The organism is Neobacillus drentensis (assembly GCF_036962125.1).
GTDB lineage: Bacteria > Bacillota > Bacilli > Bacillales > Cytobacillaceae > Neobacillus > Neobacillus drentensis_B.
In genome coordinates this window covers 94,179-113,371 of sequence record NZ_JBALOA010000026.1, presented here as the reverse complement: position 1 = coordinate 113,371, position 19,193 = coordinate 94,179, and the positions used below count along the sequence as shown (strand labels likewise).

The following is a 19,193-nucleotide window of genomic DNA, read 5'->3' as shown; positions in this document are numbered from 1 at the left end:
GAAGGACACTAGCCGCTAGGGCGCTGGAGCTAGATAGTAAACTAAGTTCAAAAACTTAAACCTTATCTTATTTTATGAAAAAGACTGTCATGGAAATTGACAGTCTTTGCTTATTCTCCAATCATACCCATGTAATTTCTCCGCCTATATTATAAATTTTCATTTTGTTGTTGTATTTCATCACCAGAAATTAAAGTGTTTGCCTCTTCAAGGTTCCTAAGCTTGTCCACTGAATCGCCTGATACAGTTTTCGTATGATCAGCTAGTGTGTCATTAAGTCGATTTCTACTTTGGTTTCTTCCTTCATCTCTTTTGTTAGTCAAACAAATCAACTCCTTAGATAAATGATTTGCAATAAGAAAGGGGATTATGCCTGCCTAATTCTCTCCATAACGGAAATATTTGAATACTGCTCTATATTTTCAAATAAAAAAACTCTCCGCAATTGGAGAGTTTTTTAGCTATTCTTCTTTTTTAGCTAAACATTTATCACATTCCATAAAATAGCTTTCTGCCTGCTCCTCCATGTGTTGACCACATTCTGAACATTGTTTTTTTGGTAAAGTACGGAAAAACTCAACTGGACTCATTAACATATTAAAACTCCTCCTTTATTAATACAGTTTATTAATATCACTCTTGTTATAGTACAGTATAGCCGAAATAAAATAAAATGTGTAGACTTTTTTTAAAAAAATTTGCCCCTTTCTAAAAATAAGTCATTTATCACATATTCCTTGAATTTCATTGAAAAAAGGGATGTAGGTAAAAATAATAGGAAATAGTTCAGTAATTAAAATTTTTTACTTCCATAACAATTCACTTTACATTACAATCATAGTAGAAAAGCAATAGGTTTAGATATGGGGGGATGCTTGTAAATGAATGTGATAGGGACTTTTCAACCTTACATCATCATAATTGCTATTGGTTTAACAATCATGGCATCATATACAGCATTAGATATGTTTATTTTGGTAAAGTCATCTAAAAAGAAGAGGCTCCTGTTTCTAGGTGGGACATTTTCCATTGGAATTGGGATTTGGATTATGAATTTTATCGGACTGATTGCCGCTGATACAAATAGGTTTGCAAGTTACCATATTCCACTTACAATCCTATCGATTATCATTGGGATTGCCTTTACGGGAATGGCCTTTTTATCACTGGTTAGCAAACAGATTAAATTTTTCCACTTACTGTTAGGAAGTTTATTTTTAACGCTTGCCGTTATTTCAATCCATGTCATTGATCTATATGCGATGACCGTAACAATTAAATATAATGTTTATTTATTTCTTTTTTCAGGACTTTTAATTTTTGGTTCTTTCTTATTTTCATTATGGATTCTTTTTTCATCCAAGGGCTTTACCCAAAATAATCACGTTTGGTTAAAACCTATTAGTGCGATTATTATGTCATTAGCAATTATTGAAGGTCATTTTCTCTTGAAAAGAGCTTCGATTACAACAGTAAGTGAGGGAATTAAGGGTTCGAGTGCAGATAGTCCTTTCTTCATTTATTTAGTATTATTTTTGACCGTATTAATTATTGGAGGGCTAATTCTTTCAAGTACATTAATTAGCAAGCAATTAGTTACATCGGATACCAATTTGAAGGATATTAAAGCAGCACTTGATGCTTCCACAATTGTTGCGATTACAGACCCACAAGGGATAATCCAATTTGTAAATGATAAGTTTGAGGAAATTTCCAAATATACAAAGGAAGAAATAATTGGACAAAACCACCGAATTTTAAATTCTGGATATCATTCAAAAGAATTCTTTAAAGATTTATGGGCCACAATCCAATCAGGCAAAATATGGCGTGGCGAAATCCGTAATAAAGCCAAAGATGGGTCGTTTTACTGGGTGGATACCACAATCGTTCCATTTTTGAATAAAAAAGGGAAGCCTGTACAATATATTGCCATTCGATCAGATATTTCCGACCGAAAAAAGGCAGAAGGACACCTTAAAGAAACGATAAAAGAAAATATTGATATTAAATTTGCTCTTGACCAATCCTCAATTGTTGCATTTACTGATGCAAAAGGTATGATCACTAGCGTCAATGACAAGTTCTGTGAGATATCAAAATATAGCCGAGAAGAAATCCTCGGGAAAGATCATAACATTTTAAATTCTGGATACCATTCAAAAGAATTTTTTAAAGACCTCTGGAAGACGATTGGGTCAGGAAAGGTATGGAAAGGTGAAATTAGAAATAAAGCCAAGGATGGAACCTACTATTGGGTGGACACAACGATCGTTCCATTTTTGAATGAGCAAGGAAGACCATATCAGTATCTTGCCATCCGAAATGATATTACTGAACGGAAGAGAACAGAAGAATTTCTCCATCGCCAGGATAAATTGGCTGCTGTAGGTCAATTAGCCGCAGGTGTTGCCCATGAGATACGAAATCCGCTTACTTCCATGAAAGGGTACGCTGAATTCTTGCAATTGGATGAGAAGGACCCAGAACGAATGGAATTTTTGAGTATTATTCTTGATGAAATTGAACGAGTTAATACCATTGTCGAAGACTTTATGGTATTAGCTAAACCAAAAGCTGTGGAATTAGAAGAAAAAAATGTAGTTCCAGTGATTAAAAATGTTGTCTCCCTGCTTGAATTTGAAGCAAGAAAGAAAAATGTCCGCTTGACCTTTGATTGTAACCAGGAAATCATTCAAATTGAATGTGATGAAAACCGTTTAAAACAGGTATTCTTAAATTTCATCAAAAATGGAATCGAAGCGATGCCGAACGGTGGGGAACTACATGTTAAAACAATCATTCACGACAATAATGTTCAAATTTCCATTCAAGATACAGGTGTCGGTATATCCAAAGAGAAATTAAAAAAGCTCGGTGAACCTTTTTATACCACTAAGAAAAATGGGAACGGCTTAGGTTTAATGGTAAGTTTCAAAATTATTGAAAGTCATAACGGCAAGGTCTTTGTCGAAAGTGAGCCTAATAAAGGAACAACCTTTAATATTTTATTACCAGCCAGAACTGCTTGAAAGCGGGAGATTTAATCTCCCGTTTTTTTATTTATCATCTTGTTCAAAAAATAGACATAAATATTTTTATAAAAGGAATCTACATTCGCAATAAATAGATTAATATGTTTATATAGGTACAAATGTTTTTTATAAGGGAGTGAACATGGTGGGAGAAACAAATTTAGTAAAAACGATCTGTGGATATTGCGGTACTGGTTGCGGCCTTGTCCTTGAGGTTCAAGACAACAGAATCATGAAAATCCGCGGTGACAAGGAAGCACCTGTCAACAAAGGACAAACATGCGTAAAAGGTGCCTTTGCCTATGAATATGTCCATGCAAAAAATAGATTAACATCACCACTGATCCGTAAAGCGGGAAAGCTTGTTGAAACGACGTGGGATGAAGCCTATCAATACATTGCCAATAAATTATCTGCTATAAAAGAAAATTGGGGACCAAATGCGATCTCAATGTTTGCTTGTGCGAGGACAACGAATGAATCAAATTATATGACACAAAAATTTATGAGAACAGTTATTCACAGTAATAATATTGATGGCTGTAATCGAACGTGACATGCTCCTAGTGTTGCCGGTCTGGCAACTGTTTTTGGAAGCGGTTTCCCAACGAATACGCTTGAAGATTTTGATAGAGCTGAAGTGTTGCTACTGATGGGCTCGAATACGACAGAAGCACATCCTATTATCGCTAACCGCATCAAAAAAGCGGCTAAAGCAGGGTTGAAAATAATTGTCATTGATCCACGAAAGATTGACATGGTAAAGGTCGCTCATCGTCATTTGCAAATAAATGTCGGTTCAGACATTGCCCTTATCAACGCGTTTATTCGAGTCATCCTTAAAGAAGGTTTATACAATCCCGAGTTTATCAAACAATTTACAGTAGACTTTGATAAACTAGAAAAACAAGTGGAGCCGTATACACCAGAATACGCTGCAACTATTACTGGCTTGCAGGCAGAGGATATTGTTACAACAGCTAGAGAATATGCATCATCGAGCAGTTCAATGATTGCTTACACGCTTGGAATTACGGAGCATCACTGCGGTGTTAATAATGTATTTGATATTGCTAACCTTGCACTCTTGACAGGAAATATTGGAAAACCAGGTACGGGAATTATGCCTTTAAGGGGTCAAAACAATGTTCAAGGTGCTGGAGATATGGGCTGCCTTCCAAACCAATTAGCGGGTGCAATGAGTTTAGCAGATGACGAGTACCGTGGTCGGTATGAAAAGGAATGGAATGTTGAATTAAACCCACAAGCGGGCGACACCCAAACACGTACTTTTGACCGCTTAGAAATGGGTGAGCTCAAGGCTCTTTATGTTATTGGCGAAAACCCTCTTTTAGCTGACGTGCATATGAATCATACGAAGAAGTTATTAGAGAAATTAGACTTATTGGTTGTTCAGGATATTTTCATGACTGAAACAGCCCAAATGGCGGATGTTGTCTTACCAGCACGTTCATGGGGAGAAGTGGATGGTACTTACACAAACACTGATCGCCGAGTACAAAGGGTACGAAAAGCGGTAGAAGCACATCCAAACGTGAAAGAGGATTGGGAAATTCTTTGTGAATTATCGACGGTAATGGGTTACCCAATCCATTATAATAATAGTGAAGAAATCTGGGATGAGGTGAGGAAGCTAGCCTGGGAGATGTACGGAGGAATATCCTACGAACGTCTTGATAAAGAGTATAGCATCCATTATCCTTGTCCTGATGAAAACCACCCGGGGACTTTTATCATGCATGAAAGGTTCCATCAACAAGGAGCACCGGCTAAAAAGTCACCATTTGTACCTGTAGATTATACAGTTCCATTGGAATTACCAGATGCAGACTATCCATTTACACTTACAACAGGCCGGCGTTATGAATCGTACAATACTCATTCACAGACCCGGCATTACGCAGCGGGTGTAAAGGTGAAACAAACAGAGGAGACCCTTGATATCCATCCTGACGATGCAACAGCTCTTGGTATCATCGATGGGGAAGTGGTTCGGGTTCGATCGCGAAGAGGGGAACTTGAGGTTAAAGCAAAGGTAACAGAACAAGTTGTACCTGGTCTGGTATTCATGAGTTTTCACTGGAGTGAAACACCAACTAATGTCTTAACATTAAATGAATATGATCCAATTTCAGGAACTGCTGAGTATAAAGCTTGTGCAGTCACAATCGAAAAGGTCTAAATCACAATTTTTTAACGCAGTCTTCTGACTGCGTTTTTTTCTGTAAAAAAAACAAGCCGGGAATTATCCGACTTGTTGTGTAAGTGATTTAGCTGCAGTTGCTTTTCTTTGATAAAAATACCAGTTGAGTCCAAATGCTACTACATAAAAACCGATAAAGAAGTAAAAGGCAGTAACTGGTGTACCTGTTGCTTTAACTGACCATCCGAATAGCTTTGGAATAAAGAATGATCCATATGCTGCAAATGCTGCTGAAAAACCGATTACCGGTGCTGCTTCTTTCGGGATAAAAAGGTTCGGGATCATTTGGAAAGTTGACCCTGATCCAATCCCTGATGCAACGAAAAGGATTAAGAAAGAAATTAAGAAGCCAGCAAATTGTTTTCCATTAAGGAAGTAAATGACACCTGCTGCTCCAATTCCCATGATGACTAAAACATAGGCCGTTACTTTTGCCCCGCCAAGTTTATCAGCCATCCAACCACCGACAGGTCTTGCAGCTGCTGCTACCAATGCTCCAAGAAAAGCGAGTGATATATGCTCAGGGAACTGTGATCTTAACAGTAATGGGAACGCCGCAGAATAGCCAATAAAGGAACCAAATGTTGCTACATATAGGGCTGTCATAATCCAAGTGTGTTTACGTTTTACAATGACGAATTGATCGGCTACAGTTTGTTTGGCACCTGGAACATTATCCATTTTAAACATCGCAAGAAGAGTGAGGATAATAATTGGAACTACCCAAATAAATGCTGCATTTTGTAACCAGACTTCCTGTCCATTCGCTAACACTTGTTTTCCACCCACAAGTGCAAAAGTTCCAGAGGTAACAATTAATGGTGTAACGAATTGCACGACAGATACTCCCATGTTCCCTAAGCCGCCATTAATACCAAGTGCTGTTCCTTTTTCTTTTTTCGGAAAGAAAAAGCTGATATTTGCTGAAGAGGATGAGAAATTACCGCCGCCAAGACCGCAAAGAGCTGCGAGTAATAACATAATTGAAAATGGTGTTTCTGGATTTTGAACTGCAAAACCGATTCCAATTGCCGGAATAGCTAATACGGCTGTTGAGATCACGGTCCAATTCTTTCCACCAATCGAACCGGCAGCGAAGGTATATACGAAGCGAAGAGTTGCCCCTACAAGACCTGGTATAGCTGCAAGAGTAAATAGTTGTTCTTCTGTAAAATGGAAGCCAATATCATTAAGTCTAACCGCCACAACAGACCAAATTTGCCAAACAATAAATGCAAGCATCAATGATGGTACAGATATCCACAGATTTCGTCGTGCGTGTTTTTTTCCTTCTGACTTCCAGAATTGTTCATCTTCTGGATTCCAATAATTAATTCGAGCCATGATAATTCCCCCTTAGTTTGTTTTCAAACATTAATTTTAAATGGAAGTTGTTGTTGTTTGTTTGTGATTTCACTATAAAACAGATAGCTACATGATTTTTGTGACGTACGTCACAAAAGCAGTGAACGAATTGTGAACACATCTAGGTTGACAAAAAGTTGTCACAGAGTCTAGATCCGCTTTCGCTAGACCGTAAACTAGTTTCATTTCAAAAGCATATACGTTCTTAAATTGAAAAAAAGAGACCTCCCATGGGGAAGATCTCCTAATGTTTCTCTATTTTTTCTCGTTATCTTCATAAAACATACCTACATAGTTCTTTGTTTCACCTGCATCATCTTTAATAGCCGTAATCGTTAGCCATTCTTGGTAGACCTCATTGTTTTTACGTTTATTCCAAATATAGCCTTCCCAAACGCCATTATCCTTTAAACTTTTCCACATATTTTTATAAAATTGATTATCATGTTCACCTGATTGAAGAACACTTGGAGTTTTACCGACAACCTCCTCTTGACGATAGCCAGTAATTTTTGTGAAAGCAGGATTAACGCTTTGAATTAGTCCGTGAACATCGGTTACACAAATGCCATCCATTGCAAGGTTGACAATTTTAGCAGAAATATCTAATTTATCCTGATAATATAGCCACACAACGATGACAAGACTTGCTAAGGAAAACTCAGATAAGGCCATAAACCCAATTGCATAATGACCGGTCCAGCCAAAGAGAATTGTGAGAATAATTGGTGGGAAAAAGCCACCAAGTCCTCCCATGGCTGAAACAATACCATTTACAATTCCAGCCTGTTTGGAAAAATATAATGGGACTAATTTAAAGATTGCGCCATTACCAATTCCTGCAAAGAAAGCTACTAATAAGCAACCAAATGAATAAATTGGCAGTGATGGGGTAAAAGACAATAGAAATCCTGCAAAGGTAAGACTAAAGAAAACCGCCATTAATATCAGAAATGGATTAACTTTATCACCTAGCCATCCGCCGATCGGTCTAAAAAAGGTAGCCAGTGCAATAAATCCGGCAGTCCGGAGTCCTGCATCCACTTTATCTAATTCAAAGTGATTGACTAAAAATGATGGTAAATAAATGGTGAAGGCAACAAAGGAACCAAACGTGATAAAGTAAAATAAACTTAAAAACCATAATTTCGGATTTTTATAAACTCCCTTGATTTGTTCTAGCAAGGGAATATTAACCTTCCGTTCCCGTCTATCTCCAAAAATAAAATTTAAAAGGGCAAAGATTAATACAACGACCAAATAGATTTTTATGGTGTTTCTCCAACCATATGCAGTTGCAAGAACAGGTGCAGAAAAGGATGTAATGGCTGTTCCAATATTTCCTGCTCCGTAAATTCCGTTTATAAACCCATGCTTTTTTTTATCATAATACTTTGGAAGGGAAGTAACTCCAACGGAAAAAACAGCGCCGCCAATTCCTAGTAATAAACCGCCGATTATTAGCGTAAGTAAGGAATTAGCATAGCTTAACAAGGCGATTGGAATAAGTAGTATAATAAAGCTAATTGAAAATAATAGGCGAGCACCATAACGGTTGGTCCAATAGCCAATCGGCACTCGCAGCAGTGAGCCAAGGATGACTGGAACGGCTGTTGCCCAAGCAATTTGTGTTGAAGTAAGTTCAATATCAACTTTAATAAAAGGCATAAGCGATGATATTAATACCCAAACCATAAACCCAGCTATAAGGCTTCCAGTTTGGATAACTAGTTGTTTTGGTCCTTGCTTCATAAAAATCCCCCTTCAATTCCATGCTATTTTATTATTTCCTCATTCGGTCGATATATATAATTTGAAAGAATGTGATTAGCTTGGAAAAAATTACTTCTTGTATTATAGAACAATTTGTAGATGGCGTACAGTGAGGTATGACACACATTAGACACAAACTTTAAAAATATACAATGAATTGAAGACGATCTATTATATTTACATCATTTATCGAATTTGTATGATTTTTCTGCAATATTGATATACAATTAATTCTACAAAAAATACAAATAGGCTAGGAAGGGAGAATGACATGCAACGGAAAAAAGAATTTCTAGACCCACCTAAAATCCTTGTCTTGGGCTTTTTAATGATTGTTTTATTAGGCTCATTCTTATTAACCTTACCGATCTCGACTACAAATGGGCAAGGGTTGCCCTTTTTAAATGCCCTATTTACAGCAACCTCAGCAACCTGTGTAACTGGCTTAGTTGTCGTTGATACCGGCACAACTTTTACAGTAACCGGACAAGTAATTATTTTATGTATGATTCAAGTCGGAGGACTTGGGTTTATGACCTTTGCTACTTTTTTTGCGTTCTTATTAGGGAAAAAAATTTCTTTGAAAGAAAGAATCATTCTCCAGGAATCATTAAACAATTTATCGATGGAAGGCATAGTGCGATTGGCTCGACGGATTTTAATTTTTACGGCCGTTATTGAGCTTGTCGGTGCAGTCCTATTAACCATTCGTTTTTCTTTTGACATGAGCCTTGGTAAAGCAATTTATTATGGAATATTTCATTCGATTTCTAACTTTAATAACGCTGGTTTTGACTTAATGGGTGAGTTTCATAGTTTAACGAATTATGTGGATGACCCAACAGTCACATTAACAGTTAGTGCCTTAATTATTTTGGGGGGAATCGGATTTATTGTTATGAACGAATTATACGAATATCGAAAGTCTAAACGACTCTCGCTTCACACGAAGATTGTGTTGATTACAAGCATGATTCTCTTAGCAGTCGGAACAGCAGGTATTTTTTTTCTTGAATATACCAATGAATTAACACTCAAACCACTGTCGTTGCCAGGGAAAATCCTTGGATCCCTATTCCAGTCTGTTACAGCAAGAACTGCCGGTGCGAACACGTTAAATATAGGTGATTTAACGCAATCATCTTTATTATTAATCATCCTCCTTATGTTCGTGGGTGCCTCACCAGGGTCGACAGGCGGCGGAATAAAAACAACTACATTTACAACACTACTTGGTGCTGTTTGGTCACAAATACGTGGGAAAGAGGATGTAATTTTTTACCGTCAACGGATTGAATATGAAACAATTTATAAAGCATTAACCGTAACTTTAAGTGCTTTATTTATGGTCATGCTTATAACGCTAATTTTAACGATATCGGAACACGGGCAGGATTTTTTAGCGATTATTTTTGAGGTAACCTCTGCTTTTGCTACCGTGGGTCTTTCGATGGGATTAACACCCGAATTATCACCAATAGGCAAGGTGTTGATTATTTTTACCATGTTTGCCGGCCGGGTTGGTCCATTAACTATAGCATACGCGGTGACCATCCGTAGAAATCCTGATGCATTTCGATACCCAAAGGGAAAAATCACCATTGGGTAATTTTTTAATGTATTTTATTTTTCATTTTAGAGTGATTGGTTATTTTGTTACATGATGGGAGAGAGAATAGATGCAATTTCAAGATACAAATGGAGTAGATGAACGAATTGAACTGATGCGGAATCTAGCAAGACAATTTAGCCTAAGAGCACATCAAATTGACATAGAAGGCAGCTTTCCGTATGACAATATTGATGATCTTAAAAATAGTGGATACACAACATTAACTGTACCTTCCCATTATGGTGGTAAGGAAATAACACTTTATGAGCTTATTCGACACCAAGAAACCATTGCTGAAGGGGATGGAGCAACCGCGCTTTCAATTGGATGGCATATGGGGATAATAATGAATCTTAATGAAAAGAAAACCTGGAAGCAGGGCGTCTTTAAAACGTTGTGTGAACAAGTGAAGAAGGGAGCATTAATAAATAGTGCTCAAAGTGAATCAACAACAGGTAGTCCAACTCGGGGTGGAAAACCAGAAACCACGGCTGAAAAAACTCAAAATGGCTGGGTTATTAATGGTAGAAAAATATTTACAACCATGTCACCCGTTCTGGATTTCTTTATTGTAAGTGCAACTATCAAAGAGACAGAAGAAATTGCGAATTTCCTTATCCCACGGACTACAGATGGATTAATTATTGAGGAAACCTGGGATAGTATCGCGTTAAGAGGAACAGGCAGTCATGACTTAATTCTGAAAAATTGTTTTGTTGAGAATGAAAATCTTGTCGAAGAGTTTAATCCGAGCGGAAAAAAAGTAAATGGATGGCTCCTTCACATTCCAGCTTGTTATCTCGGCATAGCAAAAGCGGCTCAAAGATATGCCATTCAATTTGCAAAAGAATATTCACCCAATAGTATTGTTGGCCCGATTATTGAGTTACCAAATGTCCAACAAAAACTAGGTGAAATTGAATTAAAGGTTTTACAGTCAGAGTACTTTCTGTATGGGGTTGCTAAACAGTGGGATTCTTCGAATGATGATGAACGGGAAAAGATGGGCGCGTGTTTAGGAGCGGCAAAATTATCAGTGACCAATTTGGCAATCGAAGTTGTTGACTTAGCAATGAGAATCGTCGGAGCCAAAAGTCTCTCCTTAAGTAATCCATTGCAGCGCTACTACCGGGACGTTAGGGCAGGTCTACATAATCCGCCAATGGATGATATGACTTTAAACCTATTAGCCAAGAACAGCATACTAAATCACTAATGAAAATTTAAAAATCATGACCATGTAAAAGGCAGGATATTAATCCTGCCTTTTATTATGTCGAATATGGTTACCCAATATAATGGATAGAGAAAAGATTTATTCTTCGATTAGTTCTCCAATTTCAACAATGGAACGTTCCTCTAATGGGCCTCGTAAATGAACGGTAGCGGTATGCCCATCTTCATTTATTTGGTCAATCCATACGGAAGCACCATTATATTTGACCTCAATATCCGCGGAAGATGATAAAATTTGTTTTACTCGGTTAGTATTCATGAAATACACTCCTAATAATTAGTTTTTTTAGGTATCTTTATTTTCAAAGTGAATTATAATGTAACCGCTTTCTTCTATTGTATATATAGGTGTCTGAGTTAATATGGATAATCGATATGTACTCCGTTTATCGTTCCTGGCTCGTCAACATCTCCCAATCTACTTAGATAATTTTCAAGTTCCGCCTGAAGTTCGCTCGGAGCACCGGGTTTTAAATGCCAATTGCCTGGTTCGTCTACAAAATACGGACTTTTTGTGAATTCGGGCCTAATTCTGGGCATAGTAATCTCCTTTTAAATTTTTTCTTTTTTCCTCTGAGTATATACTTTCCAATGTTTACAAAGTTCATTCAGTAAATATGTTGCTTCATGGCTGTAAAAGATAAGACTATCTTCATATTGCTGGCTTATATTTTCAGGTTTATGATAATTAGAAATGAATGGATGACACCCAAGGATCCGGGGACAAATATAAATCTAAAAAGAAACGGTCCTATTTACAATAAAAAAATTGAAACTAAAATAAAACTTTCTCGTCTTATATTATTGAGGATTGAAAATTAGTCATGTCCAACTGTTATCTGACATAGAAATAGAGGGAATAAATCGGATAATTAGAAATGACTTAGAAGATAGCAAACTAAAATGGGTGGCTTGAAATTCGCAATTGATGTAGATTTTTGTTGAAAAGAGCCGAGAAATACAGGATGATTTTTGTTTTTAATTTTGCAAGAAATGTGATATAGTAATTGAGGTTCGTTTACCGAAGCTTAATTGGTAAGTGAGGGGAGAATTTTTAAAATGAATAAAATTAGATTATCCAAAACTTTAAAAAATAGTCATATTACTTTCTTTGCAGTTGCTGTTTTATTATTTTGGATTAAAACCTATGCTGCCTATCAAATTGAATTTAACTTAGGTATTGAAAATAACCTACAAAAGTTCTTACTTTTGATAAATCCATTAAGTTCAGCACTTTTCTTTTTTGGCTTGGCACTACTTTTTAAGAAGCATTCAAAGAAGATTATGATAATCATTAATTTCTTTTTATCATTTTTACTATACGCTAATATAGCTTATTATCGCTTCTTTAATGATTTCATTACCGTTCCTGTTCTAATGCAAACAAAAACAAATGCAGGACAATTGGGAGATAGTGCACTTTCATTAATGTCACCCTTTGATATTTTTTACTTTACTGATATGTTTATCCTAATTGCCTTAGCGTTAACGATTTTCAAGAAGGTAACGGTCACGAATAGAAAAACCTATAAAATTGTCCTATTATTTTCAATTACTACTTTTCTATTTAATTTAGGATTAGCCGAAAAAGATCGGCCGCAATTATTATCTCGTTCGTTTGACCGAAATTATTTAGTAAAATATCTTGGTGCTTATAACTTTACCATTTATGATGTCATCCAAAATATTAAATCATCCAGTCAGCGTGCGTTAGCGGACAGCAGTGATATTACTGATGTAGAGAACTACCGAAAAGCAAACTATGCTGCACCAAATCCAAAATACTTTGGTAAAGCTAAGGGTATGAATGTAATTTATATTTCGATGGAGTCATTTCAAAGTTTTATGATTAATTATAAAATGCCTAACGGACAAGAAGTAACGCCATTTTTGAATTCATTGACACAAGATAAAAATACCTTCTACTTTGATAATTTCTATCATCAAACAGGTCAAGGAAAAACGTCGGATGCCGAATTTTTGATGGAAAATTCACTTTATCCAATGGCACAGGGAGCTGTTTTTGTTAACAAGGCTCAAAACACCTACCAAGCAATGCCAGCAATTTTAAAGGGACAGGGATATAGTTCTGCCGTGTTGCATGGTAACTATAAGACCTTCTGGAATCGTAATGTGATCTATAAAGCATTTGGATACGATCAATTCTTTGATGCTGAGTACTACAGTATGTCTGATGAAAATACAAAAAACTATGGAATGAAAGATAAACCTTTCTTTAAAGAATCTATTCCATTACTTGAAAGCTTAAAGCAGCCATTCTATACAAAGTTTATCTCCTTGTCTAATCACTTCCCATTTGAAATGGACCCGGAAGATACTACTTTTCCGGCAGGAGATTACGGGGATACGGTTGTAGACCAATATTTCCAATCCGCCAATTATATGGACCAGGCATTTGAGCAATTTTTTAACGACTTAAAAGCAAACGGTATGTATGATAATACTGTCATTGTCATGTATGGTGATCATTACGGTATTTCAGAAAACCATAATGAGGCAATGGCAAAGGTTATGGGTGTTGACGAAATCACTCCTGCAATTAATGCAAAGCTTCAACGTGTCCCATTGTTTATTCATGTACCTGGAGTAAAAGGCGGAGTGCAACACCAAGTAGGCGGGGAAGTAGATGTCCGTCCAACAGTTCTCCATTTATTAGGTATTGATACGAAGGATTATATGGAATTTGGTTCTGATTTGTTGTCAAAACAACATCGTAATTGGGCACTATTTAGAAACGGTGATTTTGTAACATCGGATGCCATCCAGATAAATGAGAAATGTTATTCCTATACAACTGGTGAATTATTAGTGGATAATTCCATTTGTAAGGATGTAGATAGCAAAGTGAACATGGAATTAAATATGTCTGATGAGATTGTTTATAAAGACTTGCTGAGGTTCTATAAGCCAGATGGCTTTACACCGATTAACCCTAACGATTATGAATATTTAGGTCCAAAAGGAAACAAAGAATCAACTGGACAATAGTAATGAAAAGAGAGAAGGAATGACTTCTCTCTTTTTATTATGCATTTTGTAAAATACCTAAAGAAAATTAGTAGCGGGCAATCGTCATAGATGCCTGCTTCTTTTTTTATTTTAATAAAAAATTAGCCAAGCACTATTCGATAGCATATAATAGATGAAATAATTATTTTGAAAAAGTTAGGAGAGGGATCGCATGAGAGACGTTACCTTATTAAACATATTTGAACATCATATCGCCCAAAAATATTTGAATCGTTCAGGTCTAGCCCATGCGATTGCTGTTGCCTACCATGCTTTTCATTTAGGGAAAGAGCATCAATTGGATGTGGATATTGCCGCAAAAGCTGGACTTCTACATGATATGGGTCACTATACGTGGTATAAAAATGGAAAATGGGATTATGATTTATATAAGCAAAATGACATTCACCCCATAAAAGGGGCCGAAAGAGCACATAAACTCCTGATTCGACTTGGTGAAAACCCAATCAAAGCGAAGACAATTGCACTTGCCATTTTATTTCATACCGATTCGTTTTTACCCTCTAACGATATTGTTCGGACACCCTTACAGCAAATAGTTAAATGGGCGGATGAAAAGGACGAGGAAGAAGGCGGAATGCACCATTACCGTACAATTGAGTATGAACGCGCAAAACAAAGTATTACTCGCCTGGACGAATGGATTGATACTGAACTTGAATAAAGAAAGGCGGTGCAGATGTGAACTGCACCGCCTTTCTTTTAGATTATTTCCTAGTAAAGCCCTCTTCCCGTAAAAATGCCTCGGCTTCCTCATAAGTATCATAAGTAGCATCCAGGTTCATTCCAAAATAGATATTCCAAGATTCATTTTCTTCAATTAAAATGAGTTGATTATTTTCGCTGTCTACCCAGCGTTCCTCTTGCGCTTCCCCAATAATTGCTTCTTCTCCAGCCGTTTTTTCGACAGGTGAGAGTGAATGAATCGATTGTTTTAATAATTGGCGAAGTTCATCCTCCGAGAAATCACGGATATTGACCATCCCTTTTTCATCCGTATCATAATTTTCTAATTGTCCTGCATAGACAAATCCATTTCCATTTGGATGTAAGTGGTAGACTATATTTTTCTTATCTGAGACACTGCCTTCGAATTGAAAATTCACTCGGCCAAGTGAGACATTTTTTCGTTCCAATTCTGGAAAAGATTCAATAATCGCTAATTTTTCATTGTATGTAAGCATAGTTTCCTCCGTTTTTTTAAATAACACTCCACTATCATACAGATATTTTACCCAAACGTAAAATCTTTTAAAAAATGGTACGAAGGTTCGTTTTTTTGATAATATATTGTAAATATTTTTAAATGGTGTAAAATTACACTATACAGACATTTTTTAACAAAATTTCCAATTTGTCATGATTGTGGGGAGATTTAATGGAATCAAATAAAAGGGAAGAGAACCGAAGGATTTTTAGAAAAGAGCTTTTCACTCTACGAGAGGAGGGGTACCTTTCTGAGGCTATCGTTGACAGAGTGGCACGAGCCCATCATCAGTACCATTTGGATTTATTTGAAATGGAGAACAAAACACCTGTCAATGAAATAACGGAGATAGTTCCTATTTCTGCGCCAATCCCATCCAAACCGCCAAAGGTAAAGAAAACACTGACTCCGGAACAGATTCGTGAAAGAAATATTACCTGGTTATTAAATATTGGCGTCATCTTTTTATTAATTGGCGGTCTATTTGTTGCAACTAGTAATTGGGAATCAATGACAAACATTATGAAAAGCGGCTCTATCGCCATTGTAGCCTTATTATTTTACGGTATTGCATTAATAACAAAAAAGATATTAAAAATTGAAAAGACTGCATTTGCTTTCAGTGTTCTTGGAAGTTTATTTTTGCCGATTTTTATTCTCTCCTTGGGCTGGTTCGGTCTATTAGGATCATATTTATCAATAAAAGGTGACGGACGGTATCTACTTGGTATGTTGGGAAGTTTTCTGCCCATCATTGTTTACTATTTATTTGCAAAGAACCTGGCTTCTAGATTATTTGTTTGGTTCGCCTTTGTTTCACTATCCATTGGTACTGCCTTTCTCATCGCCAGCTTCCAACTGAACATTGATTTATTTTACCTCGGGATGATGGTCTTTAATGCACTTTTAATCGTTGTGTACCATCGGATTAAACACAAGGAATCGTTGAAATTATTTACTAAAGAATTTATTCCCTATGTTCAAGTCAATCTCGTTTTGTGTACACTTTTTATGCTTTATTTATTTGATAACGAGGTGTTGTACAGCTTCAATCTGCTCCTAACAGCGATAATTTATTTATCAATGATGTATGTGAGTGGTCGAAAGGAATATCATTTTATTTTTAGTATGATGATTGTTTACGGAGCGTATCAGCTCATTGAGCACAGCTTCCTCGATTATTTTGGTGAGATTGTTTATGCGTTAATTGGCTTTGGAATCATTTTCGTTCCAAAGGTATTGGATGATAAATTCACTTTAAACAAAGCATTCCAATATACCAGTGCAGTGATCTCTGGTTTCGCGTTTATTTACATTAGTCTTGAAGGTATCTTCCTTCGTGCTGGAAAGCCATCGCTGGTGCTGATGGCCGCTTATTTTATCATTGCAGCTAACTTTATCTATTTATCCCATAATGGTTCAAGAAGATTATTTCCATATTTAAGTGCCGTTTTTGCGGCTTCGGGAATTTATGAAACAATTGCAATATTGAGCACGCCTCTAGATTCGATTCATTTTGCTCTTCAGTTATCGATCACAGGCTTCATCCTTTTTAGTGTGTTGGGCATTTTGCTTAACTTAAAATACGTTAAAATCATTCAGTCAGCATCCAGAGATGTCGGCTTGTCTTTATTGGTGCTTGCGATGTTGACTGCTATATCCTTTTTACAATGGTGGGAACTAGGGGTGATCTTATTACTATTCATGGCTGCTTCTTTTATAGTATATAAGAAGGAGACGAGGCTCTTCCTTAAAGAATCTGCTGTATGGATGATTCCATGTTTACTAGGTTTTTCAATCATTGCCTTTGGAGAAGAAATAAATAAGAATTTTTCTGTCTATCGAGATGAATATGGGTATGGAATGAACTTTGCTATTGGAGCAATCGTGGTTTTAGTAACAGGGTTTATTTGGAGAAAAGTAAGGGAAGAGCAGTTAGCTAAAATATCACTATATACCTCACAGGCATTCTATACTCTTTCCATTTTTAATGCATTGTTTAATTCTATAAATCATCTTTGGGTTCAACCGCTTGTATTATTAGTCGGGATTGGAATGTATTATTATTTGTATAAAAAGATTGGCACGAAGTGGGTTCCTTTTTTAGTAGGTGTAGCTGGGTTGCTTACGTATTTTTCGATTATGCAGTCAATTATGCTAATAGTATCATTAAGCTCTCCATTCCTTTCACTTATTGCTACAACTGGTGCAGTAATCTTACTTCTTTTCGGTAATCTCAGTCGCAAAAAAGATTTAAACTTAGCCTTTGCGTTTGGGTGGGTCGGGCATAGCATCTATCCATTAGCGCTTATCTATACCTGGTTTGCTTTTCAGGCAGACGCCATTTATAGCTTTATTATCGCCATGTTTGTCTATGCTTTTAGCACTAAGTTGACAAAGGTAGAATGGAAAATCAAAGTTTTTCTTTATAGTAGTTTTACATCCTTATTCTTTATCGTATCAATAGGGCTAGACCTAATCATTAATCAATATTTTGGAAACTATGAGTTTCCAATTACAAGTGGTTTGATGGTCTTCTTTGCTTTAATCACCACAGGGGCAAATAAAAAACGGACAGCTTACTATTTAGTCCCATTTTCAATCCTCGGAATGGTGTTTATTACGATTACATACCCATTCAATTTGCTGCCATATCTTGTAATGGCTGCCTATACGATTGGGACACTATTTTATTTGTATCAAATAAAATGGGATTTTCTTGGGGTTGTTCCGTTATTCTTAGCATTTATTGCAACGATTGAATTCACCTATACAGGTGAATTAGATGAACTGGGTAAAATGTTCTTGGTTGGAGGATTAGGAATCGTCCTGTCAATAACGGGGCAATTATTATATGGCAAGGTAGTTGAATGTGGAAAGAAAATCCAGAACATACAATTAGACGGTTATACGCTGGTTTCTATTATGTTTTTTGTGCTAATGTACAGTTTTGAGAATCAATACCTCTGGAGCCGCGCACTGCCAGGCGTGCTAATTTCGTTTTCCTTTTTGCTGCAAAGAAAAAGAGTACCAGCAAGGTTCTCTGTCCTAATGACGATCCTTGGTGGAGCCTATTTATTACAACCATACTATTCCATTATCGCTATGCTTAATATTCCGCCACTTTGGGAAAGAGAAGTAATGGTTCTACCATTTATTATTCTCATTATTTTCATCCGGCGCTGTCTAAAGGGCCAATATTCTGATCTAACTAAGGCTGTTCAATGGGGTGTCCTGATTATCGTTTCGCTCTTATTAATTCAGGATGGTTTAACTAGCCATACCATCTATGATGCGATTATTTTAGGATCGCTTTCCTTGTTAGCGATGATGGCAGGGATGTTCCTGCAAATTAAATCATACTTCTTTGTGGGGGCAGGCGTATTATTATTAAATGTTTTTCTTCAAACAAGACCTTATTGGGGGAATATGCCGTGGTGGTTCTATTTATTAATTGCCGGCCTAATCTTAATAACCGTTGCCAGCTTTAATGAATGGAATAAGCAAAAAGTGAATAAGGGAGAAACAACCTTTATAACCGTTCTTAAGGAGAAAGTCATTGATAGAATGAAAAAGTGGGATTAGCCGATACCGCTTGAGCATTACTTTTCCTTGAATGAGAGTATAAAGAATGTTATAATAGTAATAATAAAATATTTGGTTTATCTGGAGGAGCCTGTCACCAAGGGA

14 protein-coding genes are annotated in these 19,193 nt (G+C 36.5%); 7 read left to right on the top strand and 7 right to left on the bottom strand.

Annotated elements, in window-relative coordinates; genetic code table 11:
- Positions 1 to 149: 149 nt before the first annotated feature.
- Together V7121_RS20505 and yhfH are read right to left on the bottom strand one after the other, a co-directional pair.
- A complete protein-coding gene (locus V7121_RS20505) occupies positions 150 to 323 on the bottom strand; it encodes a hypothetical protein (protein ID WP_335500107.1) in 174 nt (57 codons plus the stop codon).
- Between the two features lie 138 nt (positions 324 to 461).
- The gene (yhfH, locus tag V7121_RS20500; RefSeq protein ID WP_218348664.1) at positions 462 to 596 is read right to left on the bottom strand and encodes a protein YhfH; all 135 of its coding nucleotides are present in this window, start codon (positions 594 to 596) and stop codon (positions 462 to 464) included.
- Between the two features lie 285 nt (positions 597 to 881).
- On the opposite strand from yhfH, the gene V7121_RS20495 reads away from it, so the two are divergent.
- Both V7121_RS20495 and fdhF read left to right on the top strand, forming a co-directional pair.
- A complete protein-coding gene (locus V7121_RS20495; protein ID WP_335500103.1) occupies positions 882 to 3,032 on the top strand; it encodes a PAS domain S-box protein in 2,151 nt (716 codons plus the stop codon).
- 145 nt (positions 3,033 to 3,177) lie between these two features.
- A complete protein-coding gene (gene fdhF / locus V7121_RS20490) occupies positions 3,178 to 5,238 on the top strand; it encodes a formate dehydrogenase subunit alpha (protein WP_335547623.1) in 2,061 nt (686 codons plus the stop codon).
- A gap of 63 nt (positions 5,239 to 5,301) precedes the next feature.
- Here the strand turns inward: fdhF and V7121_RS20485 are convergent, their stop codons facing one another.
- Together V7121_RS20485 and V7121_RS20480 are read right to left on the bottom strand one after the other, a co-directional pair.
- A complete protein-coding gene (locus V7121_RS20485; RefSeq protein ID WP_335500101.1) occupies positions 5,302 to 6,603 on the bottom strand; it encodes an MFS transporter in 1,302 nt (433 codons plus the stop codon).
- A gap of 276 nt (positions 6,604 to 6,879) precedes the next feature.
- Entirely contained in the window at positions 6,880 to 8,376 is a 1,497-nt protein-coding gene (locus V7121_RS20480) for a nitrate/nitrite transporter (protein WP_335500099.1), read from the bottom strand.
- Between the two features lie 292 nt (positions 8,377 to 8,668).
- Between V7121_RS20480 and V7121_RS20475 the strand changes: the two genes are divergently transcribed.
- Together V7121_RS20475 and V7121_RS20470 are read left to right on the top strand one after the other, a co-directional pair.
- Positions 8,669 to 10,006: a TrkH family potassium uptake protein gene (locus V7121_RS20475; protein WP_335500097.1), complete on the top strand. Its 1,338-nt coding sequence runs from the start codon at positions 8,669 to 8,671 to the stop codon at positions 10,004 to 10,006.
- A 70-nt stretch (positions 10,007 to 10,076) separates the two neighbouring features.
- Positions 10,077 to 11,225, top strand: coding sequence for an acyl-CoA dehydrogenase family protein (locus V7121_RS20470; protein ID WP_335500095.1), 1,149 nt, complete (start codon positions 10,077 to 10,079; stop codon positions 11,223 to 11,225).
- A 99-nt stretch (positions 11,226 to 11,324) separates the two neighbouring features.
- Here V7121_RS20470 and V7121_RS20465 read toward each other — a convergent pair whose 3' ends face one another.
- Complete coding sequence (locus tag V7121_RS20465) at positions 11,325 to 11,504, bottom strand: H-type small acid-soluble spore protein (protein WP_335500093.1); 180 nt, start codon at positions 11,502 to 11,504, stop codon at positions 11,325 to 11,327.
- 98 nt (positions 11,505 to 11,602) lie between these two features.
- The gene (locus V7121_RS20460; protein ID WP_335547621.1) at positions 11,603 to 11,785 is read right to left on the bottom strand and encodes a hypothetical protein; all 183 of its coding nucleotides are present in this window, start codon (positions 11,783 to 11,785) and stop codon (positions 11,603 to 11,605) included.
- A gap of 519 nt (positions 11,786 to 12,304) precedes the next feature.
- On the opposite strand from V7121_RS20460, the gene V7121_RS20455 reads away from it, so the two are divergent.
- Positions 12,305 to 14,254, top strand: coding sequence for an LTA synthase family protein (locus V7121_RS20455; RefSeq protein ID WP_335547619.1), 1,950 nt, complete (start codon positions 12,305 to 12,307; stop codon positions 14,252 to 14,254).
- A gap of 193 nt (positions 14,255 to 14,447) precedes the next feature.
- On the top strand, positions 14,448 to 14,960 hold the full coding sequence (locus tag V7121_RS20450; RefSeq protein WP_335500088.1) for an HD domain-containing protein: 513 nt from the start codon (positions 14,448 to 14,450) through the stop codon (positions 14,958 to 14,960).
- Between the two features lie 43 nt (positions 14,961 to 15,003).
- Here V7121_RS20450 and V7121_RS20445 read toward each other — a convergent pair whose 3' ends face one another.
- Positions 15,004 to 15,480, bottom strand: coding sequence for a hypothetical protein (locus tag V7121_RS20445; RefSeq protein ID WP_335500086.1), 477 nt, complete (start codon positions 15,478 to 15,480; stop codon positions 15,004 to 15,006).
- Between the two features lie 194 nt (positions 15,481 to 15,674).
- Between V7121_RS20445 and V7121_RS20440 the strand changes: the two genes are divergently transcribed.
- The gene (locus tag V7121_RS20440) at positions 15,675 to 19,088 is read left to right on the top strand and encodes a hypothetical protein (protein ID WP_335547617.1); all 3,414 of its coding nucleotides are present in this window, start codon (positions 15,675 to 15,677) and stop codon (positions 19,086 to 19,088) included.
- Positions 19,089 to 19,193: the final 105 nt, after the last annotated feature.